The sequence below is a fragment of the Microcoleus sp. CAWBG27 genome (assembly GCF_020883145.1).
In the GTDB taxonomy this organism is placed as follows: Bacteria; Cyanobacteriota; Cyanobacteriia; order Cyanobacteriales; family Microcoleaceae; genus Microcoleus.
Genome location: NZ_JAHREU010000027.1, coordinates 59,906 through 84,666, shown reverse-complemented (window position 1 = coordinate 84,666; position 24,761 = coordinate 59,906). Strand labels below are relative to the sequence as shown.

Genomic DNA, 24,761 nt, shown 5'->3' with positions numbered 1-24,761 from the left:
AGCAATCAAATTACCGATATCACTGGGCTATCGGCACTCACCAACCTGACCGAACTGAATCTCTGCAACAATCAAATTACCGATACCACTGGGCTATCGGCACTCACCAACCTGACCGAACTGAATCTCTGCAACAATCAAATTACCGATATCACTGGGCTATCGGCACTCACCAACCTGAACACACTGCATCTCTGCAGCAATCAAATTACCGATACCACTGGGCTATCGGCACTCACCAACCTGACACAACTTTATTTCAGGCACAATCAAATTACCGATATCTCTCCACTGTCGGCACTCACCAACCTGAACACACTGTATCTCGAAAGCAATCAAATTATCGGTATCACTGGGCTATCGGCACTCACCAATCTGACATACGTGGAGCTCAGCAATAATCAAATTATTGATATAACTCCGCTGTTGGGACTCACCAATCTGAACGTACTGTCTCTCTACAACAATCCAATTACTGACTTAAATCTGTCGATCGAACTTACACAAAAGTACCTGACCCTCTCCACGGCGCCAATTGATTCTGAAAAAACTACAGAACTCGTGAGAAAAATCTACACAACCATTGGTCGCGAAGCACCTCGAATTATTGTTTGCAGCAGTCCGCAGATAGCTTATTTAAATTTTATCGAACCACTCAAAATTGACTGTATATCGCAAATCGCGACTGGTAATTTAGGATGGGGAAAGTCGTTGTTACCCACCTTCCGCACTCTAGGCTGTCACAATCGGTTCGATCGGAAGTTTGAGCAGAAATTAAGTGATTTTTTATACAAAGTACAAAGAAATCTTTTTGACGATCGGCAGTCTAAGATACTCAAATGCCTAAAATTCGTAGTGTGGCTGTTGGGGGGTGCGGAAGATGGGTTGTTAAAGGAGTTATTTCAATCGGTGGATGTAGGATTGAGTCGGGTGTTGTGGAAGGTTCTATGCGATGAAATAAGACTAGAACCGAATGCCGATCGCATTCTCGTGTCAGAATTTGAGGAATTATTAGAAGATTACCCAGAATCGCTGGAATATGAGTTCCGCTCGGATTCTAACTATCTAAAGCCACTAACCTCTAGGGATATGGTGAAAGAAATCCATTTGACTGAATTTTTGATCGCGAAATTTGGCATGACTCTCGATCTCAGATCGCAAGAACTATTTCGCTGCAAGCAACAGTTGTTCGAGGAATGCGGGTGGATCTTCCCGTTTGAGAAAATTTGCCTAATTTGCGATCGCCCTTTGCACATCCGCTTTGACAGGGAAAATCGGCTGCACGCTGAAGGAGAAAGTGCGATCGCCTTTGCGGACGGCTACAGTTTATACTTTCACCACGGCGTTAAATTGCCGGAACAATACGGAAAAGTACACCCCGATTTGTGGCAAGCAGAATGGCTGTTATCCGAAGAAAATGCCGAACTGCGTCGATTGTTAATCCAGAGAATTGGATACGATCGCATTTGCCAACAACTCCAAGCAGTAGAATTAGATTCTTGGCAAGAATACACGCTCTTAAAAATCGATAATGCCGATGTCGAGCCGATTTACCTTTTAAAAATGACTTGTCCGAGTACGGGACACATTCACGCGTTGCGAGTGCCTCCCGCTCTAGAATCAGCTAAAGATGCAATTAGTTGGGTAAATTGGGATATCGAGCCAGAGCAATTTAGCGTCCAAACTTAAAGATTTTAGATCGTCTTAATCCATAAAACACTAATCAACATTGACGCTGTGCCAGTTAAAATGGTGGAATGCACAAACGATCAATTTAGGAAAAACTGTTAATAAGATAAGAAAGAAGCCCGCCTTCAGTCAAAGGTGGGCTAAATTCATGCCAGCTTACCGACAGCTAGGCAATTGGGTCTCTTAGCGGATTGACGTAAAAGTTGAGAAAAAGATCCTAATCTTCCGGAAAAACTTATCCCCAACTATTAAGCCTCAGTTTACCCAAGCAGATCGGGAAAATTTCGCACGCAGCGATGTTTCCCTGCAATTGGGGAAATGCTGGGGCTTTGTTTTGCCAGCAATCCCCAATCTCAAAGGGTTTAAGCGTCGTGATCGTGAGCAAAACGGCGGAAGAGGAAGTCTAGGGCGTAGTTCCGCAAGTTGTAATATTCGGGATCTTCCATCATTTGTACCCGATCGCGCGGACGTGGGAAAGGAATCTCCAAAACCTCGCCAATCGTTGCTGACGGGCCGTTGGTCATCATCACCAGTCGATCGGCTAAAAACAGCGCTTCGTCAATGTCGTGAGTAATCATCAACACTGTACAGCGGTGATCGTTCCAGATTTTCAGCAACTCTTCCTGCAATTCTTCCTTGGTAATTGCGTCGAGAGCACCAAAGGGTTCGTCTAAAATCAGCACCTTGGGACGAATTGCTAAGGCGCGGGCGATGGAAACCCGCTGTTTCATACCACCGGAAATTTGCGGAGGTCTTTTCTCAGCAGCTTCTGTCAGTCCCACCATTGCCAAATGATCTTTGACGATCGCATTTTTTTCGGCTTTCGACTTCTCTGGAAATACAGCATTAACGGCAATGTAAACATTTTCAAACACAGTCCGCCAAGGCAATAAAGCGTAACCTTGAAACACTACCATGCGATCGGGGCCTGGCTTTTCGATCCGCTGCCCGTTAATTGACACGGTGCCTTCGCTGGGATGGCTAAAACCCGACACCATATTTAACAGTGTTGACTTACCGCAGCCGGAGTGTCCGATCAGAGTAATAAACTCTCCCTCAGCTACGGTCAAGTTAACGTTTTCTAATGCTCTGTAACCGTTTGGATATACTTTATAAACATTGTCCATCACCAAAAACGGCTGGCGGCGATCGTTTGGTTGCTGGAGCTGGGTTTTGGTGTTCGTCTGGTTCGTAGTGCTTTTGAGCATGATTTTGGAAGTTGTGAGTGGGTGATTGGCGAGCGCAAATAATCGAATCTTGAATCGTGAGTTGCGAGTTGAGACTAATAAAACCGTTCAGTTTTTCTAGTTTGTATCGAAGTCTAGATCCCCCTAAATCCCCCTTAGGTCGGGGGACTTTGAAGCCTCTTATTTCTCCATTTTCAGGAAGACTTCGAGCACTCTTGTCCCCCATTTTTAAAGGAAGTAGGGGTTGACTTTGACCCCTCTTGTCCCCCCCTTATTAAGGGGGGTTAGGGGGGATCTCCGAGTTTAAAAACACGCCCTAGAAGGAATCGAGTTGCTCATAGTCAGACAGATCCTAAGCAGCTCTGCGGCCCGAATCCAGAATCACTTCAGCCATCGTGTAATCGCGTTTAATCGCTAGATTGTTGAGATAGCCGATCGGATCTTCAGCATTAAACACCGAGCCATCAAACAAGCGGAGAGAACCCCGAGTGTAAGTAATATCAGACATTCCCAGCTCGCGCGCCGCTGTACTGAAGGGGCCGACTCGCACCACCCGTTCCAGAATTTCTACCCAGTTGCGGGGGAAGACTGTATCGCCCCAACGCGCCATCTGTACCATGTGCCACAACTGTTCGGTACGGCTTGGGCGGTTCACCCCGTCGCCGGCAAACAAGTGGTGAGCGTATTCCCGCATTGGAGTCTCCAAATCGCAAGCACTAGATTTGGGATCGCCAATTTGGATGTAACTCTTGTCAGTGGCGACGTACTCCCGTCCCGCCACAATTTCGGAAACTTCTTGAGCGTGGGCCGGATCGCTGCAATAGTGACAAGCTTCTAGCAAAGCTTTCACCAGAGCAATGTGAGTGTTGGGGTAAGCATTTGCCCAGTCTTCCCGAACTCCCAGAATTTTTGCCGGGTGTCCAGGCCACAGTTCCAAATCCGTAGCCACGGTAAAGCCGACTCCTTCCATCGCCGCGCGCAAGTTCCAAGGTTCGCCGACGCAGAAACCGTCAATCGTTCCGCCTTGCAAGTCCACGATCATCTGGGCTGGAGGGATGTTTTTGAGCGAAACATCAAGATCCGGGTCAATGCCGCCGGAAGCCAGCCAGTAGCGCAGCAGCAGGTTGTGCATCGATGAAGGGTGAACGATGCCCATGCGGTGGGTTTGGGCGGGCGTTCTGTGCAGCATTTCTTTGAAATCTGCCAGAGTGTAAATCCCTTGGTCGTAGAAACGGCGGGCCAGGGTAATTCCGTTGCCGTTGCGGCTCATGGTGAGGGCTGTAACGGTTGGTACGGGCTTCTCTTGGTGGCCTCCCAAGCTCAACCACGCTGCCATCCCAGAGGGCATTTGGGCTGCGTCTAGGTATCCGGCGGCGATGCCATCTACGATACCGCGCCAGCTTGTTTCGCGCACGAGATGCACTTCATCGAGGCCGTGTTTGGCGAATAAGCCTTTTTCTTTGGCGACGGCTAGGGGAGCGCAGGCTGCGAGGGGGATAAAGCCGAGTTCGAGGTTGACTTTTTCTAGGCCGTGGCGGGCGATCGCCGGTACTTTCCGCGCGCGCAGTTTTTTCACCCGTTTCTGCTGGTTGAGGAAGTAAATCATTTCGCTCCGCAGTGCGTAGTAACTGGGGTGCGAGACTACTTCCATGCGTACCCGGGGGCGGGGGATGTCTACTTCGAGGATGCCGCCAATTTTCGATTCTGGGCCGTTGGTGAGCATGACGATGCGATCGCTCAGCAGCACCGCTTCATCTACGTCGTGCGTTACCATCAGGGCGCTGATTTCATACTCTTGGCAAATTTCCATCAACTTTTCTTGCAAGTTGCCGCGAGTCAAAGCGTCTAGGGCGCCGAAGGGTTCGTCTAAGAGTAACAGTTTGGGACGCAGGGCTAGGGCACGGGCGATCGCCACGCGCTGTTTTTGTCCGCCGGAGAGGAGTGCGGGTTGCTTCTCGGCGTGGGGCCCCAAGCCCACCATCTCAATGTGTTTTTGGATGATTTCGAGGCGCTCGGCTTTAGCTAACCCGCTCATTACTGAGTCTACGGCGAGGGTAATATTTTCTCTGACAGTCCGCCAAGGTAGCAGGGAATAGTTTTGAAACACCACCATGCGATCGGGGCCCGGCTGAGTGATTCTTTGTCCGTCGATCGTCACCAATCCTTCTGTGGGCAGATCCAAACCTGCCACCATATTTAGTAGCGTAGATTTACCGCAGCCTGAGTGTCCGACTAAGGAGATAAATTCTCCTTTTTTAATTTCTAAGTCGATGCCTTTGAGGGCTACGTAGGTGCCGCCGTCTGTTAAATTAAATGTTTTTCCAACTTGTTCTACCGCAATCAAAACTGACATGGTTTTCTTGCCTTTTTTGTAGGTTTGTTATTTCGATAGATAATGTCGCTTTTAGTCGAGTCTAGATCCCCCTAAATCCCCCTTAAGAAGGGGGACTTTGACTACACTCTTGCCCCCTCTTAAGAAGGGGGACTTTGACTACACTCTTGTTCCCCCCTTCTTAAGGGGGGTTAGGGGGGATCTCGCAGTTGGCTACAAACAAGAGAGACGATCGGTTTGACACTAAGTTGTCACGAATGGGCAGATCCTGAAAACGACTTAAATGTCAACTGTCAACTGTCAACTGTCAACTGTCAACTTAGTTATTTGCCTTGAGAGGGAGCAATTTTTTGCTGCAACCATGCCATCAGGCGATCGAGCATCAAACCAACAGCCCCAATGTAGAACACCGCTAATAGAATTTCACTGATGTAGTTTTGTTGGTAAGCATTCCAAATAAAGAAGCCAATACCTGTAATCCCCGACATCACGATTTCTGCTGCAATAATCGCCAGCCAAGCCAAACCGATCGCAATTCTCAATCCGGTGAAGATATAAGGAAGCGCCGACGGAAACAAGATATTGATGTAGTATTCCTTCCGAGAAAGTTGCAATACTTTGGCTACGTTGTTGTAATCGTCAGGAATTTGGCGGACACCTTCAGCCGTGTTGATTAAAATCGGCCAAACAGAGGTAATGAAAATCACGAACAAAGCAGCAGGTTCGTTTTGTTGCAGTGCAGCCAAGGCAATGGGTACCCAAGCCAAAGGTGCTACCATCCGCAAAAACTGGAAAATCGGGTCTAAAGCCTTGTTCAGGAAGGGATTAGTACCTACCACAACTCCCATGCTAATGCCCACAGCGGCCGCAAGAGTGTAGCCTTTTGCTACCCGTTCCAAACTAGCCATAGTCTGCCAAAATAAGCCGACTCCGTAGGTTTTGGAGTTCATGAAAGGATACATCAACAAAATCCGCGTCCGTTCGTCAGTCCAAACGCTAGTTGGGGGTGGCAACTTGATGATTCCTGTACCCGACAGGAACTGCCAAATTAGCAGAAACCCCAACAGTCCTAAAATTGGCGGCAATATATTTGACGAATTTTTTTTCCAAAACTCGCCAAAAACTCCTTGGATATCGCTGCCTTTCCGACTTGTACTTACAGCCATTCTGCTAATCTCCTCTATTTCTGCGGTGTTTTTTCAGAACTAATTTTTCGAGACTGAATTATGGGAAGCTAGAACCCCATCACGCTATTAACTGTCAACTATTACAAAATCTCGCTGTCAACTGTCAACTGTCAACTGTCAACTGTTTAACCCATCACGCTTTTTTAATTGCCAGACTCTTGATGTAATCTTCGGGCTTGTCCGGGTTGAATTCTTTGCCGTCAAAGAACTTCTCAACGCCACGAGACGTATTTTTAGGAATATCAGCATCAGCAACTCCGGCTAATTTAGCGGCTGCTTTCCACAAATCTTCGCGGTTGACTTTGCCGATGATTGCCTTAGAATCTGCCAAGGTTTTTGTTGGCAAGAAACCCCAGCGGACGCTTTCAGTTAAGAACCACAAATCATGGCTCTTGTAGGGATAGGAAACGTTGCCGACTCCATCATTCCAGTACAGCGTACTCATTTTGAAGTCGTTGATTTCGGGCTTGCCGTCGCCCATGATATACTTGCCTTCATAAGGAGGAAGCAACACTCCAGGAGCTACGTCAAAGAAGTTTTTACCAGAAACAATCGACACCAATTCCGCACGATTTTCTGGTTTGTCGCACCACTGCTGCGCTTCAATTATTCCTGCTAACAGCGCTTCGGTAGCTTTGGGGTGTTTGTCTACCCAGTCGCCGCGAATTGCGAGGTATTCTTCTGGATGTCCTTTCCACATTTCGGCAGTTAAAGCGGACAAGAAGCCAATTTTTTCTTTGACAATCCGTAGGGGCCACGGGTCACCTGTACTGAAACCGTCCATGCTGCCGGTTTTCATGTTGGCCACGGTTTGGGCGGCTGGTACTGTTAGCAACTCGACATCTACGTCGGGATTGATGCCGTTAGCTGCTAGCCAATAGCGAATCCACAAATCTTGGTTGGCTTTGGGAAAGGTGTAGGCTGCTTTGAAGGGCGTACCTGCTTTCTTGAGTCCGAGGATGTAGTCTTGGGCGGATTTTTCTAGTTTGAGTCCGATCCCTTTACCTTCATGTTTGGCAGCGATCGCAATTCCATTTCCCTGAGTGTTTAGCTGTAACAGCACGTACATCGGGATGCCGGCTTTCTCCTTGGTGATCAGGCCTTTGCTAATCAAGTAGGGCATGGGCATTTGCCACTGGCCGCCGTCAATGCCGCCACCTGCTGAGCCGATTTCTACGTTGTCTCGGGCAGAACCCCAGTTGGCCTGTTTGGCCACTTTGACATCTACCATGCCGTATTTGGCAAAGAAGCCTTTTTCTTGGGCAATAATTAATGGTGCTGATTCGACGATCGGGATATATCCCAATGTAATCTTCGTGCTTTCGATGCCTTCTACTCTTTTCTCGTTTGCCACCGCAACTGCTGATGTGGCAACAGGGGCTCCTCCAGCCCCACCAGCACCACCGTCAGCAGTTCCACCGGGCTCGGGCGGATTTCCCAAACAGCCTTTGAGCAATACTGAGCTGACGGCAGATGCACCTGCTGTAACTATAAATTTGCGCCGCGAAAAATTTTCAGAAAATTTGGTCATAGCCTAGCCTCGCTCCAATACATAATCTTCTGTAACGACATCACTGAAGTTTATCAAAGCACTTTTTGCTGTTCGCTAAATTTGGCTTAGGGAACTGTTTTAAGCGCGGGTTGGCAGTAAGGATGAAAAAACTTATTGTTACCATAAGCTTTTATGATATCCCTGCTGATTTGACTCTTTTGATTAACTCAATATTGCGATCGGCCAAGTTGTGTTAACTCGCCAAAAGCGAGTTCTACATTTAATTGGCTTGTTTATTCAGTTTACCGTACTCTTGTTGTGATTATAAAACAAATATTAAATTTAAATTATAAGTAAATGTTTTAGGCGGTTGTTCTCAATAAGTAGCTGTTTTTTGCAGGTCGGGTTTGAATTCGGGAAGTGTTCATATAAAAGTCTCTTGTTTATAAGGGTTTTAGCGTAAGGCCCTCTGGGGGGGATGCCACCTCATTGTCAATAAGCCGGAAATTAGGCTGCCGCCAGTCATTAATATTGCTTAATAAATCTCTAATTTTTGGCAAAACCGAAAAGAAGTATTCTGCGATACAGAATTATCGTACAATAATGTTGTATGGAAAATTTATCATCAAAAACAGTCGATCGCCCTTAGGGATGGAAATGGCGATCGGGAATTCAATCCCTAAGGGCGATCGTCAAAACCTGTACAAAGCGACCCAACAGCAGTAGTAGTCGAGTCTGGTTTGTCGCCACCAACAACCCAGGCGGGCCCTCTTGGCACAGCCCCTTGAATCCACATTACCGACAGCGTTGCAGATACATCCTCGCAACCATATCTCCAGGATTAGCTTGCAAACATTTCTCAAACAGTTGAAAGGCAGTCTCTTTATCCGAGGAATGATAGAAAACGATCGCCTGTTCAAAAGTGCTTTTCATGGCTAACTTCCCCTCTCGCAATTCGGGTACATCGGCATCGAAAACCTCATACACAGCTACCTGTTCGGACTTCCCCTTGACTCGAACGCGATCGATCAAACGAATGTGATATTTTCCCGGATTTTTCAATACCATAAATGTGCGATTGCTAATCAACAAAGGCACACCGTACTGTTTGGTTAATCCCTCCAAACGAGATGCTAAATTCACCGCATCCCCGATCGCAGTACCATCCATCCGAGATGCACCACCCACCGTTCCTAGTATTAATGTCCCAGTATTAATACCAATCCCAATTTTAATTGGCGGACGTTCCGGTCTCGTGCGCGTGATATTATAGTCAGCTAGTCTTTGTAGCATCGAAATTCCACCCCTAACTGCCCCATCTGCATCTCCACTAAATAAAGCCATAATTGCATCACCAATATATTTATCAATAAACCCATGATTTTCAATAATTGCTGGTTCCATCCGAGAGAGATAACCATTAATAAACTTAAAATTATCATCCGGCGTCATCCTTTCTGATAGACTTGTAAAATCTCGAATATCAGAAAACAACACCGAAATTTCTTGCTGAATATGTTCGCCTAATTGAATATCAAGAAAACTCTTTTTTTCCAATAACTGAAGGAACTGACGGGGTACAAACCGTAAAAAAGATTCATTGAGTGCTTGCAAATAACTTTCTTTTTCTTGAAGTTCGGCAATTAGTTTAGCTTGCTGGCGAGTCAGCGCTTCTAACTCTTGATTCATTTCTAGAAGTTTAGCATTTTTTTCTGCCAGTTTCTTATCTTGAATGTAACTGTGAACAGCTTCTGCTACCGTTAGTCTTAAATCTTCATTATGCCAAGGTTTACCGATGTATCGATAGAGTTTAGCGTATTTGACCGCATTAGTAACCGCTTCAATAGTAGCTTGACCCGTCAGCATTACTTTCAGCGTTTTTGGGGAAAGTTCGTGAACGCGGCGCAAAAGTTCGTCTCCCTTCATATCCGGCATAATGTAATCGGAAATAATTAATGGAATTTCATCTCCATCTTCAAGTAATTCTCCAAGCAATTCTAACGCATCCTCTCCCCCTTCAGCGATCTCGACTCGATACTCTTCTCCAAATGATTTTCTCAATTCCGCTTTCAAACTCGTCAAAATGATAATTTCATCATCTACACAAATAATGACAGGTTTTTTTGCAACTTTTGTCATAGTTTTTCTAATCCATACTTGACGATATCGATCGACTGATTGGGCGACCAGGGTTTAAACAAACATTTATCTACCTTAGCTGCTGCATAAGCCCGCTCGATAGCTTTTTTATCTGCTTGTCCTGTCAATAAGATTTTGACAATTTTAGTAATTTTCTCATTAACTGAAACTAGAAATTCGTCGCCTTTCATTCCGGGCATTAGCCAATTAGAGACAACCAATAAAATGCTAATATGATGTTTATAGCCTTTCTCAAAAAGATGAGGTACGTCTGAGATCTGGTATAACCGCTTAGACTAAGAGGGCTTAAGCCCAACAACATACCTCATCTTTCTGATAACCGCTATATTTAATTCATCAATAATATTTAGTGCTTCTTCAGCATCTTGGGCAATTTCACAAGCATAGGAACTGCCTAGTGCTTTTCTCAATTGGGCTTTCAAACTTTCCAAAATTACAGTTTTATCATCAACACACAAAATAACGGGTTTAGACATGGTAGTTAATCGGTTGACGGTTGACGGTTGACGGTTGACGGTTGACAGTTGATAGTTGATAGTTGATAGCACTTGACAAAGGAAGGAAGATAATTGGAGGAATGAATAGTCTGATTTTAATTTCTCTCGATCGGGCTTGGGGCTTTAAACCAATTCTTTGCGGTAACTGTTGGCGGAGCAACCCGCGACGCAAATCAATTGCTGAACCATTGTTTAAATTGATGTTAATCGGTTTAAATATATGCTTGATTTGTTGAATTTTAAATTGTAGACTAATATAGTTCGGGGCTTTTTTGTGGTTAGAGGCGGGTTTGTTTAACTTGTTTGCGCGCTTTGGGATATTGATGAATCTGCCCCTACAGATTGTTGAAAATGATGCACGATTTCAACCAGCACGAATCGACTGGACATGATATTAGTTGCTGAATTTGTCAGACCTGATGGATCTGAATGTAGAGATACCTAATGGAGTAGAGACAAGAAAATGATTCCTGAAGCAGAAACTTCATTATCTTTACAACTGCTTTGCAGTATATCAGGATTTTTTAAATTTGGTTGATATTTATAATTTATTTTGAGTATTAATTCTTGATTCTGATCTTGACTTTGGCTTCGGTGTATGTATAGAACAATAATTGTTTTTTTATCGGAATAATTTACCGCAGAGGATGCAGAGGGAGTGAAGAGAGAGATGAATAATAGCGATGCTAATGGAATTGATATTACGCGATCGCACTTTTGATCGTAAACCATAATTGGTTTGAGGGTGAGGAATGCGAGTTAGGCGTCATGGATGCGGACTCGCATTCCTCACTACGAACCTTTGTCATGGATGCGGACTCGCATTCCTCACTACGAACGTTTGTGAGGACTTTAATTCTAATTTTTGCGGACTAAAGTCCTCACTACGAACTTTACTACGAACCTTTAGGGAATGCGGAATCGAGTTAGTTGGGCGGATCGAAACGGTTGACAGACAGCGCAACACCGATCATTGGTAGGGCGACGCCGAAGCAAATCAGCCACTGATCTAGGTTCATGGGGGCTGTCTCGAAGATGCGATTGATAAACGGAGAATTAGCAAAGATGATCTGCAAGATTACAGCTACGACAATGCCGACACCGAGGGCGGGAGCTCCGCTAACTTTTTCCTGAGAACCGCTAAATTTAGCCATTAAAGAAGGCAACAATTGGCTGAGACTCAGCAGGTAAAAAATTCTGCCCATTACTAAAGCTTGAATCGCCATTGTTCGGGCTAGCGGCAAGGTTCCCCACTCGGCTTGACGCACCCATTCAAACATTCCGAAAATTATTGTCCAATTGTACAGAGAAATAGCTAAGATGCGTTTGATCCGATTTTCTGTCAGGAAAGGTTCGTTGACTGGGCGCGGCTGCTGTTTCATCACTCCGGGAGACTTGGGCTCGAAAGCGAGCGGCACAGTCATGGTGATTGAATTGAGCATATTCAGCCAGAGGATTTGTAGCGACAAAATCGGCAATTCTCGGCCGAGTAGAGTGCTGAGCAAAATTGTCATTGATTCTCCGCCGTTGACTGGGAGAATGAAGCTGATGGATTTAAGTAGGTTTTTGTAGACCGATCGCCCTTCTTCTACGGCATACTCGATCGACGCAAAGTTATCATCGGTCAAAATCATGTCGGCGGCTTCCTTAGAAACCTCCGTACCGCTACCCATCGCGATGCCGATATCCGCTTGTTTGAGGGCGGGGGCGTCGTTAACGCCGTCTCCTGTCATGGCGACTATTTCGCCTTTTTGCTGTAAAGCTTCTACGAGGCGCAGTTTTTGTTCTGGGGCGACGCGGGCAAAAACTGAGCCGGCTTCTACGGCTTCGGCTAGGGTGCTTTTGTCCATTTCGGCGAGTTGGGCGCCGGTGTAGGCTACAAGTTCTCTATTGTGTTTGGTTTTGCGGAATCCCATGCGGCGGGCGATCGCCCTGGCGGTAGCGATGTGATCGCCGGTAATCATTTTAACTTGGATGCCGGCGGTTTGGCAGGCTTGGACGGCGGCGATCGCAGAGGCCCGCGGTGGGTCGATCATGCCTTGGAGTCCGAGGAAAACTAGCCCTGATTCTACGTCTGAGTGAGCAACGGAACTCTGTTCGTGGGGAACGATTTTTTTAGCAAAAGCTAGGACGCGCAAGCCTCGATCGGCCATTGCATCGACTTGCTGGTGGATTTGCTGGCGATCGACTTCTGTCGAATTTCCTTCAGTATCGAGACTGGAACCGCAGCGGGTGAGAATTGATTCGACGGAACCTTTGACATACAAAATTTTGTCGCTTGTCGGAGTTCGATGCAGTGTCGCCATGTATTGAAACTGAGATTCAAAGGGAATTGAATCTAGGCGCGGCATGGATTTTTCCAAGACTTGTTGGCTGAATTCTGCTTTTTTACCTGCTGCAATTAAAGCTCCTTCTGTCGGATCGCCGACGACAATCCAATCATTATCTTTGAATTCTAAGTGAGAGTCGTTGCAGATCATTCCGGCTTGCAAACATTCTTGCAAAGCTGGAGATTGAGTGACACTAATTGGCAGTTGGTTGAGTTCAATGTCGCCTTCTGGACTGTACCCTGTACCTGTAATTGAGTAGGATTTGCCACCAGAATAGATTTCTTGCACCGTCATCTGATTTTCTGTCAAAGTTCCGGTTTTGTCGGAACAAATGACTGTGGCGCCACCTAGGGTTTCTACTGCGGGGAGTTTGCGGACGATCGCGTGTTTGGCGGCCATTCGGGAAACACCGACGGCGAGGGTGACGGTGATGACGGCGGGAAGTCCTTCGGGAATGGCGCCGACGATGAGGGCGACTGCTGGTTCGACTGCTTCTTTAAAGGCTGAAACTCCGGCTGGAACTGGTTTTCCCAAGCGCACCGCGAAGGTTAAGGTTGCCATTGCGAGGACGAATAGCAGCCAGTTTTGACTGAATTGGTTAAATTTGCGGGTGAGGGGTGTGGTGAGATCGATGTGGCGATCGAGTAATTGGGAGATTTTGCCGGTTTCGGTGTTGTTGGCGATCGCAATTACGATACCGCTACCTTGGCCGAAGGTAACAAAACTGCCAGCATAGGCCATGTTATCGCGTTCTGCGAGCGGCGTTTCTTGTGGCAAAACTAGATCTCCAGACTGTCCGAGTTGTTTTTCGACAGCAACGGATTCGCCCGTAAGTCCCGATTCATCTATTTGCAAGTCGCGCACTTTAACTAAGCGCAAATCGGCGGGTACTTTGTCACCGGAAGTCAGGGTTACTAAGTCGCCCACAACGAGTTCTTTTGAGGGAATTTTTAATTTTTTGCCGCCTCGAATTACTGTAGCTTCTGTGGTGACTGCTTGGGCTAGGGCTTCGATTTTTTTCTCAGCCCCGGCTTCTTGGATGAAACTAATAGTAGCGTTGGTGGTGGTGACGCCCCAAATGACGCTGGCGTTGAGCCATTCTCCGATTAGTGCTTTGATTAAACCTGCACTCAGCAAGATAATCAGCAAAGGTTGGTTGAATTGCAGGATAAATTTTAGCCATGCTGGTTTCCCTGCTTTGACTGTTAGTTCGTTTGGCCCAAATTTTTGCTGGCGACTGGCTGCTTCTGCTGGATCGAGACCGTTTTCCAGATTGGTTTCTAATTGAGTTGCAACTTTGGATCTTTCTAAGTAGTGCCAATATTGCTCTGCTACGTCTACATCGTTGGCGGCTTTTGCTGGCATGATTTTTCCTAGATTTTTGTTGTTTGGCGAGCTTTCTTTTATCGATCTTGAATCAGCGCGCTCAATACAACTCCTCGCTCGTTGAAGCGTGAACATATTGAGCGACAAGAGGCTTGATTAATTGTTTGAAAGCGTTGTATAGCGGATCTAGCGAAAGATGAGGTACGTTGTTGGGCTTGGGCCCTCTTAGTTGAACTGGTTATGTAAGCTGTCAGTCATACCTCACCTTTTTGAGAAAGGCTATAACTTCGATCTATCTTACAACAAATGTGTTTGTCTTTGTGAATTGGTTTGGGAAATTCTTTTCGGTGCTAAATCTTTTTTGGGAGTTTTCCGAACAGGTAAAAAAAGCTACTCAACTTCTTGACATATGGCAAGTTTTAGGTTGTATAGAGTCCCGATCTCTTTAGCATAAACGGTTTGATTTCCGTACTCTTTAACTGTCTCAGGTCAATTGTCAACTATCTACTGGTACATAGCGCTTCTCAGAAAAGTGAGGTATGCCCTATGCCCTATGCCCGGTTTGCCCTATGCCCTATCCCCTATCCCCATGAGTACCTCATCTTTTTGAGAAAGGCTATATGTCTTCCTTGTCTTGTTTATTTTGCAGTTTCCTGCTGTGAGATTTTCAGAGTGTCGGATTCGCCCACGGGCGATCGCGAGTGCGCGCGTGTTACAACCTAGGTTAAGCAACAAAATTGTGATCTCATGGAAATAGTGGTAACGCTGCTGGTGGGTTCGGTGCTGTTTGTCTGGGGAATGCACACAGGAAAGGCGTTAGTGCGATCGGGAGTGACGGCTAACGATCTGTTTAAGGGCCGAAACTCGATCGCCCTGCTGTTTTTGGGTTTTTACTTTGGCTTGCTGCTGCTGGCGTTAAATCTGCCTCAAATGCCTGTTTTGCCGATCGAGTGGCGATTCCACGGGATGCGAGTAACTTGGACTCTGCTGCGGGTGATGCTGATGGGAGTCTGCGGTATTGGGTTTACTGTAAGTTGGTTGACGGCGCGATCGCAAGTAATCGCAGTAATTTTAATTGGCTTGTTGGGATTGGGCGGATTTACCGGTGCTGAATCCTATTTTATGGCGCCAATTTATGCTGATTTAGTCGATAATTTGCGGCCCAATGGTGTATTTCGGCAAACATCTAACAGCAGTTGCGCGCCCGCAGCTTTAGCAACAGTGTTGAGACGCTGGGGAATGGATGCGACAGAATCGAGTGTAGCACGTTTAGCAGGAACCAGTCGTTTGGGAACTTCCATGCCGCAGTTAATCGTAGCAGCAAGAGCGTTGGGTGTGAACGCAATAGAATTGAGGCCGACTTGGGAGCAAATGCAGCAAATCAATCGCCCCGGAGTGCTATCAATTTCGCTGGCTACTGGGGCTATCAAACGGCCGCACGCGGTGGCTTTGCTGGCGATAAATGACAGTGTAGCTATTATTGGCGATCCGGCGTTCGGGAAGATTTTTTATTTAGACAGGGCAACTTTAGCTCGATTTTGGCTGAATAATGAATACGTGCCGATTTTTCGCGCAACTGATATTTTGTTAAGTAACAAGCAAGCTGTTGATTATTTGACTAAGTTAGGATATAATTCTGGTAATTTGCCAGCGGATATCGAGCGCTTTCAAAAAGATAAAAATTTGAAAGTCAGCGGTAAGTTAGACCGGATGACTGAGTTAATGTTGAGCGGCCCTTTCTTGGAGGGTGTGCCGAGGTTGGATGGAAATCTATTTCAAGTCAACAGACATCTCCCATAATTATTGTGGAACAGCCACGAAAACCTGTTCAAAACCAGCTTTTTAGCATAAGTTTAATAGAGACTAAACTAATAGCTGTTCCAACCGAGCATAATGTTGGATATAAAACTCTGGAGAATTGGCGATCGCACGCACAGATTCACGATTTGCTACTGTTTCCCACCATTGCTGGAGTCGATCGAGTCCAGTTGGTAATTGGAATCCTCGAAAATGCTCTAAAACCGTTAACTGCTCGAACCAGGGATAGTATGTCATATCGACTAAACTAATCTCTGCCCCTAACCAGTAGGGCCCCTCTGCTGACAATTTTTGCAGTCCCTCCTGTTCGATGAATCGCAAGTGTTCGCTAAGTTCCTTTGCTACATCCGTGTGTTGTTGCGGATCTTTGCTGTGCAACCATTTGCCAGTAGTCGCAAACAGTCGAGTATCGGCAAAATTAATCCAAATTCGAGCTTGGGCGCGCCCAATAGGCTCTTTGGGTAACAGAGGAGGTTCTGGAAAAGCTTCCTCCAAATATTCATTAATAATGGCAGATTCCCAAACCCGATGATTTCCATGCTTGAGCACTGGAACCTTGCCATAGGGAGAAATTTCTCCAAAGTTTGCGGGTTTGTTTTGCAAGTCGATTTCGATTAGCTTGAAATCTACTTTTTTTTCGAGCAATGTCAAGCGCGATCGATGGGCAAAAGGACAAAGCACAGCGCTATAAATTTCAATTTCAGTCATAAATAAACTCCTTTGACAGTTGACAGTTGACAGTTGATAGTTGACAGTTAGTAGCGAAAATTTGATCGGGTTTTTGCTATCTATTGTCCACTTTTAACTATCACGTTCAAGAGATTTTCTCGACCTTACTTAAACAGATACAGTTGATTCGGAATTAGAGCCGTTTGAGTTCTGTAGTTATCGTAGGGTGCGGATCCAAGCGAGACTTTAATGCTCTTGCTCCCCCCTTTTCAAGGGGGGCTGGGCAGGGTGGTTTTATTGTCAGGATAGGAAATTTCTAACTACGAAAAGTATTGCTCGCCAAGGTACGTAGTTTCGATCTTTGCGCTGTTAGCTAATCTTATAAAGAGCGCTGAAGCGCAACTACGTACCTAATTTTCTGACGACAATAAAACCGCCCTGCTTTTCAAGGGGGGCTGGGGGGGATCTCCGGCTTTGAAAACACCCCCTAAGCGTTGCCGAAGCGATCGCGATCGTGCGGTTCGTCAAAATCGATAATCGGCCCCTTCGGCACAATTCGATTGGGATTAATCTCGGTCATACTCGTGTAATAGCCGCGCTTAGTATCGTCTAGATTGCACGTTACTTTGAATGCAGGACGCTGATAGAGATCCTTGAGATAATTCCAGAGGTTTGGATAGTCGATAATTCGACGTAAATTGCACTTAAAGTGACCGTGATAAACCGAGTCGAATCGATACAGCGTTGCAAACATACAAATATCGGCTTCAGTGAGTCGATTTCCACATAAATAGCGCTGTTCGCTTAGAATGGTTTCCCATCGATCTAAACTCTCGAAAAGTTCAATTACTGCCTCTTCGTAGGCGGCTTGCGAAGTCGCAAAACCAGCGCGATATACACCACGATTGATGGGCATATAGATGGCATCGATCGTTTCATCCATCTTCTGTTGTAGATCGCCAGGATATAAGTCGATTTTCTGTGCAGCCAATTCTGCAAACTCTACATCAAACATCCGCACGATTTCGCGAGATTCGTTGTTGACGATGGTTTGAGTTTGCTTGTCCCACAACACCGGAACCGTAATTCGTCCTGTATATTTGCGATCGGCTTTTAAATAGATTTCTTGCAAATATTGAGCGTGATTCACCGAGTCAGGAATGGCTCCCGGTGCGTCAGAAAACATCCACCCCTTGTCGCTCATAATCGGATCGACAATAGAGACCGAAATTGCCTCATGCAACCCTTTGAGTTCTCGCATAATTAAGGTGCGATGCGCCCACGGACAAGCCAAGGCAACGTAGAGGTGATAGCGTCCTGGTTCTGCCTTAAACCCGCTAGATCCATCTGCGGTAATGCGATCGCGAAACGTTGTTGGTGTTTCATTGAACTTACCGCTTCGATCTCGCTGATTCCAGTCGGCAATCCATGTGCCTTCGAGCATCATTCCTGATGGCATAATTCTCTCCTCCTAGGGCGGTTTTACAATCCATTTAGGATTGCTATAGATGATTGGGGAACGGAATTGCCCGTCCCTGCCACAATTCTGCAACCACCTCAGCAACATGAAGCGGGTTGCGAACAGCCAGTGAAACGTGGTGAATCGTGCTATAACTCCTAAACAAGATAAATCAGAAAAAAGTTGTTTGGATCGAGAAGTCTATTTAGTTGATATTTTTGTCGATCGCACAATTTGCAACAAAAATCAAAGAGTACAGGCATTTGCCGTACTCGTTTTTACAATAGATTTATCCAGAACCGCGAAGCTTTGAACAGGCAGGATGCCTGTTCCACAAGAATTGTGGGAGAAGTCTCATCAACCCCTGCCACAGCGTCTAAAAAATGCCGATCGCGATCGCGCCTGTGAACAGGGTGACAATCAGCATCAGCACGCCCAGCGTTACCCCAAGACCAGATAGCGTATTTGGATGGTGGGTGTCAAATTTGGGCTCGTCCGCTTCTTCGTGCAGTCGCATTTGCCGAATCACGTCAGAAATTTCTTTCGCATCTCGAACATGGTGTAGCGCCTTCTTTTCACCATTCGGATAGTCCACGACAAAGTAAGTCGGCACTATAACTCGATCGCCTGTAATATCAGGTGCATCTACCGCAATTTGGTGCGATTTTTCCTCCAGCGTCTGATTGGGTTTAACGATGTCACCTGGATTGACTGTGCGGAAACTCCAGCGAGTTGGAGGAGTCATCCCTGAGAAGTGAGAGTCAACCATGATTTTTCTCCTTGGTGTTTCATTCGTTTTGTTTGGACTTAAGCAATGAGCTTAACCGTCGGATCGTAGAGATTTCACTCACCCAAAACATCTGAAAAACGTGTTGATTTCCCCATTTACAAAAGAGAATTGTGTTTGCTACTTTTCGTAAATTAGTTAAGCATTTAGCCTTAAGTCTTTTGTTGAAGTCGGCTGACGCAGCTTTGAGCCATTTTAACTTCGCTTTCTGATTTGACTTGCTGCTTGGTCTATTTGTAAGCCAAGTTCACAGGCGGGAGCAAGTCATCTATTTTGGCGACTTGCTCGTAGCTTGTGGTTGCAGTTTGCAAACTCTGGTCAAAGTCTGTTTTATTATCTTTGAAATCTATTTTTAGAGTATAATTGATTTGCCCCAAAGTCAAGACTATGTTACATTACTTAATTACAAAAATTAGGAAAAAAGCCGTCCTCTCAAGACAAGGACGGGGTTTTAAAGCCAATTGCTCGATCGGTGGCGAGTTGCGATCGATGGCGAAGCGTCTGACGGCTGAGTAGGTGAGTGGCGCAAGTCTTGACTGTCCCTTGTGCCAGGTGCTGTTCATCTTTTTCTACCGCTCATACAAATTTGTCAGGGCGATCGTGTTGGCTCGATTTAAGTTAAATTAAATTTAGCTGCTACGCAGGTTAAAGATTTAAATCGCCCAGAAATAACTCAGTAGATTTAACCACATTCATTCCCGCGGCCGCAAATCTTTGATAAGCCGCATCTGCTGCTTCCGTAAAATCAACAACACCCGGAACCACCACAGGCGAAGTGCAATCTTCGAGCAAATAAACCTTCTTAGCCAACTGCGAATCTCGCGCCAAAATTTCCGTTAGCAAATCATCAATCGTCCAAGCAACGCAGTGACTTTTGGCTTGCCCCGCAATAATTACGGCATCAAATTCCAGCAGTTTATCCATAAACTTAGCATTTTTTTCGGCAATCGGATTGCCGTCGAATCCGTCCAAAACTTCCGGGCGCAAAACCGAATAGTTTTCTGTTAGCGGATTGCCACCTTTGATTTCAAAAAGTGCTTGACTTTCGCGGGCGATAGTATGAAAAAATATAGCTTCTTCCACAGCCGAGACTAAGGCGTGCCCGATGCCGCCCAGCATCGAGTGATATGGCCAAATTGTCAGGGGATATTTCCCATCGTCGCTGAGTTTTTTGACGTAGTGGAAAGCGTGTGTTTCCAAGGCGTCAAAGTTGCCACCTGCGATGCTGTCGGCGACGGCTGGATTGACTTTCCAAATTCCGGTTTGCACATCTTCTAAAGTAATGGAAGTGGCCGCTGGTTGCGGGTGTTCGCCTGCTGCATTTATCCAAAAGATGGGATGGAAAATTTGCATGGCGGTGTGCGTGTCCATTGTCGGCGCAATCGTGGTAATGGCGTTTAAGTTGCGATAGATGAATTCGCACAGCCGCAAGTTGTCATCAATTGCGCCGCTACCGGAACGCCCGCCGACAAATAGTTCAAATTCCGGTACGCAAAATGTATTTTGGGCATCAATTATCAGCAAACAAATTCGCTTTTCGTCGCTGGATGCGGGCTGAATGCTGTGTTGCTTTGCCCAGTTTTGAGCTTCAGCGGCGCGTTGTTGATAGGGTACTCGCCAGAATTCACTAATTTTTGTGGTGTCGAAATACTCAGGGATTGGAAGTTGCGTTTGTGCTGTCATGCTCGATATGATTGCTAATTGGTCGTTGAATGCTGACTAGGAATTACATCAGTTTGTAGAAGACTGTTATATAATGTTGGTCTCTGTTTGCAGATTAATTATGGCAGAACCACCCAATAAAATTTCTACTAGGGATATGTTTAAACGCAGATTGTTGTTTTTGTCGATCGCCCTTGCAGTCCCTCTGTTAATTGTAGCAACTAGATCCGGCTACGTTCAAGGACTGTTAAGAGCCGTTTTAATCCAAATCGAGCATTTAGGCGTCTGGGGCCCGATCGCCTTTATCGCTACCTACAACTTCGCTACGATACTATTTATACCTGGTTCCGTGCTGACCTTGGGAGGCGGAGTGCTGTTTGGGCTGTGGTGGGGTTCGATATACGTGTTAATCGCCGCCACCTTAGGGGCGACCTTTGCTTTTCTGATCGGGCGATACCTGTCGCGCGATCGCGTGCTAAGATACATGGAAGCTCACCCAAAGTTTCAAGCCCTCGATCGCGCCGTTGCTAAAGAAGGATTAAAAATAGTTTTTTTAACTCGTCTGTGCCCTTTATTTCCATTCAATTTATTAAATTACGCCTTGGGAATCACCCAAGTTTCTTTAAAAGATTACGTCTTAGGTTCCTCCGGCATGATTCCGGGAACCGTGATGTACGTTTACTCAGGTTCTTTGGTGGGAAATATTGCTACTATATGTACGGTAAATCAGCCTGCAAATCCTCAAGCCGAACTTGTAAAATGGTTGATTAATACCATCAGTTTTACGGCTGCTGTCGCCGTCACCATCTATATAACTAGGATTGCTCGCAAAGCTTTAGATGAAACTATTTAATTAGGAAGATTTGCTCATGTCGCAGTCAAAAGTCGATCGCGTAACAGTCCCCCCGATGGACGAATACAACCAAAAATTAGTCTCTTATTTGCATCCGCCGGATTGGGTAAACCCGCAGCCCGCTAGCAGCTACAACTTAGTAGTAATTGGCGCGGGCCCCGCCGGATTAATTGTGGCTGCGGGCGCCGCAGGTTTGGGTGCAAAAGTTGCTTTGATTGAAAAACATTTGATGGGCGGCGATTGTTTGAATGTCGGTTGTGTCCCGTCAAAATTGCTGATTCGATCGTCTCGTACTGTCGCCGATATCGGGGAAGCAAGTGAATTTGGTGTTAGCGTTCCTAACGGTACAGATGTTGATTTTTCAGCCGTAATGGCAAGATTGCGACGGATTAGGGCGGGAATCAGCGATGTTGATTCTGTGGAACGCTACCAGCACAAATTAGGAGTAGATGTTTTCTTAGGTTCCGGTCGCTTTACTAGCAATTCTACCATAGAAGTTGCAGGTCAAACTCTTAAATTCAAAAAAGCAGTAATTACCACAGGCGCAAGGGCGTTAGAACCGCAAATACCCGGTTTGCAGGAAGCTGGATATTTGACAAATGAAACTGTATTTAACCTCACAGAAAAACCTCAACGTTTGGCGGTAATTGGCGGTGGGCCGATCGGCTGCGAATTAGCTCAAGCCTTTCGGCGACTGGGTTGCGAAGTCGTGTTGCTGCACAAAAATGCTCAGATTTTGGACAAGGAAGATGTCGATGCTGCTAAAATCGTGCAGGAAGCTTTTGTCAGGGAAGATATTCAATTAATTTTAGATTCAAAAATAGACCGCGTTGAGCACACAAATGCAGGCAAAATAGTTTATTATCAATCTCAAGGTAAGGAAGCGTCGGTAACGGTAGATGAGATTATTGTCAGCGTAGGGCGATCGCCAAACGTGGAAGGATTGAACCTAGAAACTGTAGGCGTGGAGTACGACACACGAACAGGTGTATTTGTCAACGACAATTTGCAAACTACCAATCCCCGCATTTATGCCGCCGGCGACATTTGCATGAAGCATAAATTCACCCACGCTGCGGATTTTGCCGCCAGGATGGTGATTCAAAACACTCTGTTTTTCGGACGCAAAAAGCTCAGCGCCTTGACTATACCTTGGTGTACCTATACAGATCCAGAGGTGGCGCGCGTCGGAATGGGCGATCGCGAATTGCAAGCTGCGGGGATTGATGTCGATACGTTTTTAATTCCTTTCGATACAGTCGATAGAGCAATTATAGACGGCGAAGACGAGGGTTTTGTCAAAATTCACGTCAAGAAAGGTAGCGACAAAATATTAGGTGCAACGATTGTAGCGCGACACGCGGGAGATATGATTAGCGAGATTACTTTAGCAATGGTAAACAATATTGGTTTGGGAAAAATTGCGAGTGTAATTCACCCGTATCCGACGCAAGCCGATGCGATTCGTAAAGCCGGGGATGCCTACAATCGCACTCGTTTGACACCGTTTGTCAAGAATTTGTTTAATAAATGGCTGGCTTGGACGCGATAGATTGAAATGTATTCAATCAGCACCAAGTACAATTGAACCGTAGGGGCGGGTTCACCAACCATCTATGGCGAAAATGAATAATCTTGTAAACCCGCCCCCACCCACGAAAAATATTAATCTACCATTAATTTATTGGATAAAATGTTGATGTAAAATTGGGCGGTGGCGGGGCGGGTTTATCAGATTGTTCGATTTGCGATCGAGATTTCGGCGAACCCGCCCCTACGCGGATTGCTGTTTTTGACATTCCCATTTACGTTTTCGTATATTGATTGACTAATCAATTAAATTCAATCTATTTTCATACCCCCGCATTATCTTCTGTAATACGTACCTTAACCTTTCAAAGTCAGCATCTTCTAAAGAGAAAGTAATTGCAACCTCATCGCATTCTAGAAGAGTTATAGTATCGGAACCAAAGCGAACAATAAATCGATCGCGACTAAGAGTAACAAAATCGATGCCTGCATCTTCTGTCCAGTATTCATCGTCCAATTCTGCATAGATGTTTTTTCTGTTAGGAACAGTCTCTTCTTCAGACCCTTCTTGTCGTGTCAGGATGAAATAATGTTCGCCCCCCTTAGCTTCAGAAAAACCCACATACAAATTGTCTTCAATAGCCTCAAAGCAAGGAGCAAAAAATTCAGTTTTCATAAATTTAAAAATCCCCTTCATCTACTTGAAATACAGTCAATCCCAACGACCGCCACATATCAACCACCTGCTGGCGATCGTCCAATACAAACTTAACATTATATTGCCCTGCAATCTGCTGCCGATAAATTTCCTCCTTCATAATCGCATCCTTCCTCATATCCCCAGTTTTCCGCATATAAAGGCCTGCATAATTGACCTCGTATTGCCGCAACCATTGTTCGGTTTGAGGTTGACAGTCATCGGTTCTGCCCGATACTACGATAATATTAACGCTAGACTGCCACTTGTGGATGGTATCTAGGACAGGCTGATTCGGTAAATCGCGATCGCACTTTGAAGCATCAAAAGGATTTCTACCATTGAGAAGCGCCAATGTACCGTCCATATCTACAAGAATTGCATCCGGCAAATCCGGGTTATATTCCGGCGGCGCAACCGGAACCCGCACGTACTTATTGTACATCTTCATTATCACATCTTTGCCCACCGAATTAAGTCTTTTCAAATCCCGTTTAATACACTCCTCCACCGGAACTTGCAGGAAAGAATCATTAACTTCCACAACCGCTTTACCTTTCACCAACTCTTTAATGTGTTCGATATGCGGCCCGAAATTAGTATCATCCACAATCACGTGCTTGCCATTTTCCAAAGCCATCAGAATAATCGTATCTCTCAACTGCACAATAAACTTTTCATTCGCCGGAGACCAATGAGAAGCATGGGCCATTTCTCGAAGTAAATCTTTATTGCTACGCACCCATCTTGCAGGTTCAGACAGCAGCAATTCTCTCGCAAATTGAGATTTTCCAGATGCAGGTAAGCCGACAAGTACAATAACTCTTTTCATTCTGTATATCCTTGCTATTAAAAAAATCTCAGGTTCGTAGTGAGGACTTCAGTCCTCATTCATCCCCGGTTCGTAGTGAGGACTTCAGTCCTTATTAAGCCTAAGAAGGACTAAAGTCCTTACTACGAACTTGGAGAAGGACTAAAGTCCTTACTACGAACTTGGAGAAGGACTAAAGTCCTTACTACGAACTTGGAGAAGGACTAAAGTCCTTACTACGAACTTGGAGAAGGACTAAAGTCCTTACTACGAAC

21 protein-coding genes and 1 pseudogene are annotated in these 24,761 nt (G+C 45.7%); 6 read left to right on the top strand and 16 right to left on the bottom strand.

Translation table 11 applies throughout. From position 1 onward, the window contains the following. Window positions 1-9: 9 nt before the first annotated feature. Both QZ938_RS33090 and QZ938_RS16840 read left to right on the top strand, forming a co-directional pair. Window positions 10-303 (top strand): annotated as a pseudogene (locus tag QZ938_RS33090) (leucine-rich repeat domain-containing protein); the annotation flags it as partial. Window positions 304-384: 81 nt separating this feature from the next. After that, window positions 385-1,689, top strand: a complete 1,305-nt coding sequence (locus QZ938_RS16840) for a leucine-rich repeat domain-containing protein (protein ID WP_293365592.1) — start codon at window positions 385-387, stop codon at window positions 1,687-1,689. Window positions 1,690-2,051: 362 nt separating this feature from the next. Here the strand turns inward: QZ938_RS16840 and QZ938_RS16835 are convergent, their stop codons facing one another. The 4 genes from QZ938_RS16835 to QZ938_RS16820 all read right to left on the bottom strand — a co-directional run bounded on the left by QZ938_RS16835 (window position 2,052) and on the right by QZ938_RS16820 (window position 7,926). Then, window positions 2,052-2,897, bottom strand: coding sequence for a nitrate ABC transporter ATP-binding protein (locus tag QZ938_RS16835; protein ID WP_293350017.1), 846 nt, complete (start codon window positions 2,895-2,897; stop codon window positions 2,052-2,054). A 331-nt stretch (window positions 2,898-3,228) separates the two neighbouring features. Beyond that, window positions 3,229-5,229, bottom strand: coding sequence for a nitrate ABC transporter ATP-binding protein (locus QZ938_RS16830; protein ID WP_293350020.1), 2,001 nt, complete (start codon window positions 5,227-5,229; stop codon window positions 3,229-3,231). A gap of 302 nt (window positions 5,230-5,531) precedes the next feature. Continuing rightward, entirely contained in the window at window positions 5,532-6,374 is an 843-nt protein-coding gene (gene ntrB / locus QZ938_RS16825) for a nitrate ABC transporter permease (protein ID WP_293146259.1), read from the bottom strand. A 154-nt stretch (window positions 6,375-6,528) separates the two neighbouring features. Then, a complete protein-coding gene (locus QZ938_RS16820; protein WP_293350023.1) occupies window positions 6,529-7,926 on the bottom strand; it encodes a CmpA/NrtA family ABC transporter substrate-binding protein in 1,398 nt (465 codons plus the stop codon). A 564-nt stretch (window positions 7,927-8,490) separates the two neighbouring features. Here QZ938_RS16820 and QZ938_RS16815 point away from each other — a divergent pair. Next, entirely contained in the window at window positions 8,491-8,613 is a 123-nt protein-coding gene (locus QZ938_RS16815) for a hypothetical protein (protein ID WP_293350026.1), read from the top strand. Window positions 8,614-8,682: 69 nt separating this feature from the next. On the opposite strand, the gene QZ938_RS16810 is transcribed toward QZ938_RS16815, so the two are convergent. The 4 genes from QZ938_RS16810 to QZ938_RS16795 form a co-directional block, all read right to left on the bottom strand. Continuing rightward, complete coding sequence (locus QZ938_RS16810; RefSeq protein ID WP_293146255.1) at window positions 8,683-10,026, bottom strand: adenylate/guanylate cyclase domain-containing protein; 1,344 nt, start codon at window positions 10,024-10,026, stop codon at window positions 8,683-8,685. After that, on the bottom strand, window positions 10,023-10,226 hold the full coding sequence (locus tag QZ938_RS16805) for a hypothetical protein (RefSeq protein WP_293350029.1): 204 nt from the start codon (window positions 10,224-10,226) through the stop codon (window positions 10,023-10,025). The genes QZ938_RS16810 and QZ938_RS16805 overlap by 4 nt, the downstream gene beginning before the upstream one ends. A 96-nt stretch (window positions 10,227-10,322) precedes the next feature. Next, on the bottom strand, window positions 10,323-10,523 hold the full coding sequence (locus QZ938_RS16800; protein ID WP_293350032.1) for a hypothetical protein: 201 nt from the start codon (window positions 10,521-10,523) through the stop codon (window positions 10,323-10,325). Between the two features lie 947 nt (window positions 10,524-11,470). Continuing rightward, window positions 11,471-14,239, bottom strand: coding sequence for an HAD-IC family P-type ATPase (locus QZ938_RS16795; RefSeq protein ID WP_293350035.1), 2,769 nt, complete (start codon window positions 14,237-14,239; stop codon window positions 11,471-11,473). A 708-nt stretch (window positions 14,240-14,947) separates the two neighbouring features. On the opposite strand from QZ938_RS16795, the gene QZ938_RS16790 reads away from it, so the two are divergent. Then, entirely contained in the window at window positions 14,948-16,000 is a 1,053-nt protein-coding gene (locus QZ938_RS16790; protein WP_293350038.1) for a cysteine peptidase family C39 domain-containing protein, read from the top strand. A 63-nt stretch (window positions 16,001-16,063) separates the two neighbouring features. On the opposite strand, the gene QZ938_RS16785 is transcribed toward QZ938_RS16790, so the two are convergent. The 5 genes from QZ938_RS16785 to QZ938_RS16765 all read right to left on the bottom strand — a co-directional run bounded on the left by QZ938_RS16785 (window position 16,064) and on the right by QZ938_RS16765 (window position 20,616). Then, the gene (locus QZ938_RS16785; protein WP_293350041.1) at window positions 16,064-16,726 is read right to left on the bottom strand and encodes a glutathione S-transferase family protein; all 663 of its coding nucleotides are present in this window, start codon (window positions 16,724-16,726) and stop codon (window positions 16,064-16,066) included. Between the two features lie 448 nt (window positions 16,727-17,174). Then, entirely contained in the window at window positions 17,175-18,146 is a 972-nt protein-coding gene (locus tag QZ938_RS16780) for a glutathione S-transferase family protein (RefSeq protein ID WP_293350044.1), read from the bottom strand. Between the two features lie 376 nt (window positions 18,147-18,522). Next, window positions 18,523-18,915 (bottom strand): hypothetical protein, encoded by a 393-nt coding sequence (locus QZ938_RS33085; protein WP_363318796.1) that lies wholly within the window; start codon window positions 18,913-18,915, stop codon window positions 18,523-18,525. Between the two features lie 413 nt (window positions 18,916-19,328). Beyond that, entirely contained in the window at window positions 19,329-19,496 is a 168-nt protein-coding gene (locus QZ938_RS16770) for a hypothetical protein (protein WP_293146243.1), read from the bottom strand. An 82-nt stretch (window positions 19,497-19,578) separates the two neighbouring features. Then, a complete protein-coding gene (locus QZ938_RS16765) occupies window positions 19,579-20,616 on the bottom strand; it encodes an isochorismatase (protein WP_293146241.1) in 1,038 nt (345 codons plus the stop codon). 100 nt (window positions 20,617-20,716) lie between these two features. Between QZ938_RS16765 and QZ938_RS16760 the strand changes: the two genes are divergently transcribed. After that, entirely contained in the window at window positions 20,717-21,448 is a 732-nt protein-coding gene (locus QZ938_RS16760) for a TVP38/TMEM64 family protein (protein ID WP_293350047.1), read from the top strand. Window positions 21,449-21,464: 16 nt separating this feature from the next. After that, window positions 21,465-23,000, top strand: a complete 1,536-nt coding sequence (locus QZ938_RS16755; RefSeq protein ID WP_293350050.1) for a mercuric reductase — start codon at window positions 21,465-21,467, stop codon at window positions 22,998-23,000. 124 nt (window positions 23,001-23,124) lie between these two features. On the opposite strand, the gene QZ938_RS16750 is transcribed toward QZ938_RS16755, so the two are convergent. From QZ938_RS16750 to QZ938_RS16740, 3 genes are read right to left on the bottom strand one after another with little or no spacing between them, the layout of a single operon-like run. Beyond that, window positions 23,125-23,247, bottom strand: a complete 123-nt coding sequence (locus QZ938_RS16750) for a hypothetical protein (RefSeq protein ID WP_293350053.1) — start codon at window positions 23,245-23,247, stop codon at window positions 23,125-23,127. Between the two features lie 29 nt (window positions 23,248-23,276). Continuing rightward, on the bottom strand, window positions 23,277-23,654 hold the full coding sequence (locus QZ938_RS16745; RefSeq protein ID WP_293350056.1) for a hypothetical protein: 378 nt from the start codon (window positions 23,652-23,654) through the stop codon (window positions 23,277-23,279). Between the two features lie 4 nt (window positions 23,655-23,658). Then, the gene (locus QZ938_RS16740) at window positions 23,659-24,507 is read right to left on the bottom strand and encodes an AAA family ATPase (protein WP_293350058.1); all 849 of its coding nucleotides are present in this window, start codon (window positions 24,505-24,507) and stop codon (window positions 23,659-23,661) included. Between the last annotated feature and the right edge of the window lie 254 nt (window positions 24,508-24,761).

Excerpts from the sequence above, each read along its gene's own strand:
- ntrB (WP_293146259.1), bottom strand. The coding sequence starts at position 6,374 with ATGGCTGTAAGTACAAGTCGGAAAGGCAGCGATATCCAAGGAGTTTTT.
- QZ938_RS16810 (WP_293146255.1), bottom strand. The coding sequence starts at position 10,026 with ATGACAAAAGTTGCAAAAAAACCTGTCATTATTTGTGTAGATGATGAA.
- QZ938_RS16765 (WP_293146241.1), bottom strand. The coding sequence starts at position 20,616 with ATGACAGCACAAACGCAACTTCCAATCCCTGAGTATTTCGACACCACA.
- QZ938_RS16815 (WP_293350026.1), top strand. The coding sequence starts at position 8,491 with ATGTTGTATGGAAAATTTATCATCAAAAACAGTCGATCGCCCTTAGGG.
- QZ938_RS16780 (WP_293350044.1), bottom strand. The coding sequence starts at position 18,146 with ATGCCATCAGGAATGATGCTCGAAGGCACATGGATTGCCGACTGGAAT.
- QZ938_RS33085 (WP_363318796.1), bottom strand. The coding sequence starts at position 18,915 with ATGGTTGACTCTCACTTCTCAGGGATGACTCCTCCAACTCGCTGGAGT.
- QZ938_RS16755 (WP_293350050.1), top strand. The coding sequence starts at position 21,465 with ATGTCGCAGTCAAAAGTCGATCGCGTAACAGTCCCCCCGATGGACGAA.
- QZ938_RS16750 (WP_293350053.1), bottom strand. The coding sequence starts at position 23,247 with ATGTCAAAAACAGCAATCCGCGTAGGGGCGGGTTCGCCGAAATCTCGA.
- QZ938_RS16745 (WP_293350056.1), bottom strand. The coding sequence starts at position 23,654 with ATGAAAACTGAATTTTTTGCTCCTTGCTTTGAGGCTATTGAAGACAAT.
- QZ938_RS16790 (WP_293350038.1), top strand. The coding sequence starts at position 14,948 with ATGGAAATAGTGGTAACGCTGCTGGTGGGTTCGGTGCTGTTTGTCTGG.
- QZ938_RS16740 (WP_293350058.1), bottom strand. The coding sequence starts at position 24,507 with ATGAAAAGAGTTATTGTACTTGTCGGCTTACCTGCATCTGGAAAATCT.
- QZ938_RS16800 (WP_293350032.1), bottom strand. The coding sequence starts at position 10,523 with ATGTCTAAACCCGTTATTTTGTGTGTTGATGATAAAACTGTAATTTTG.
- QZ938_RS16805 (WP_293350029.1), bottom strand. The coding sequence starts at position 10,226 with ATGCCCGGAATGAAAGGCGACGAATTTCTAGTTTCAGTTAATGAGAAA.
- QZ938_RS16835 (WP_293350017.1), bottom strand. The coding sequence starts at position 2,897 with ATGCTCAAAAGCACTACGAACCAGACGAACACCAAAACCCAGCTCCAG.
- QZ938_RS16760 (WP_293350047.1), top strand. The coding sequence starts at position 20,717 with ATGGCAGAACCACCCAATAAAATTTCTACTAGGGATATGTTTAAACGC.
- QZ938_RS16830 (WP_293350020.1), bottom strand. The coding sequence starts at position 5,229 with ATGTCAGTTTTGATTGCGGTAGAACAAGTTGGAAAAACATTTAATTTA.
- QZ938_RS16795 (WP_293350035.1), bottom strand. The coding sequence starts at position 14,239 with ATGCCAGCAAAAGCCGCCAACGATGTAGACGTAGCAGAGCAATATTGG.
- QZ938_RS16820 (WP_293350023.1), bottom strand. The coding sequence starts at position 7,926 with ATGACCAAATTTTCTGAAAATTTTTCGCGGCGCAAATTTATAGTTACA.
- QZ938_RS16785 (WP_293350041.1), bottom strand. The coding sequence starts at position 16,726 with ATGACTGAAATTGAAATTTATAGCGCTGTGCTTTGTCCTTTTGCCCAT.
- QZ938_RS16770 (WP_293146243.1), bottom strand. The coding sequence starts at position 19,496 with ATGAACAGCACCTGGCACAAGGGACAGTCAAGACTTGCGCCACTCACC.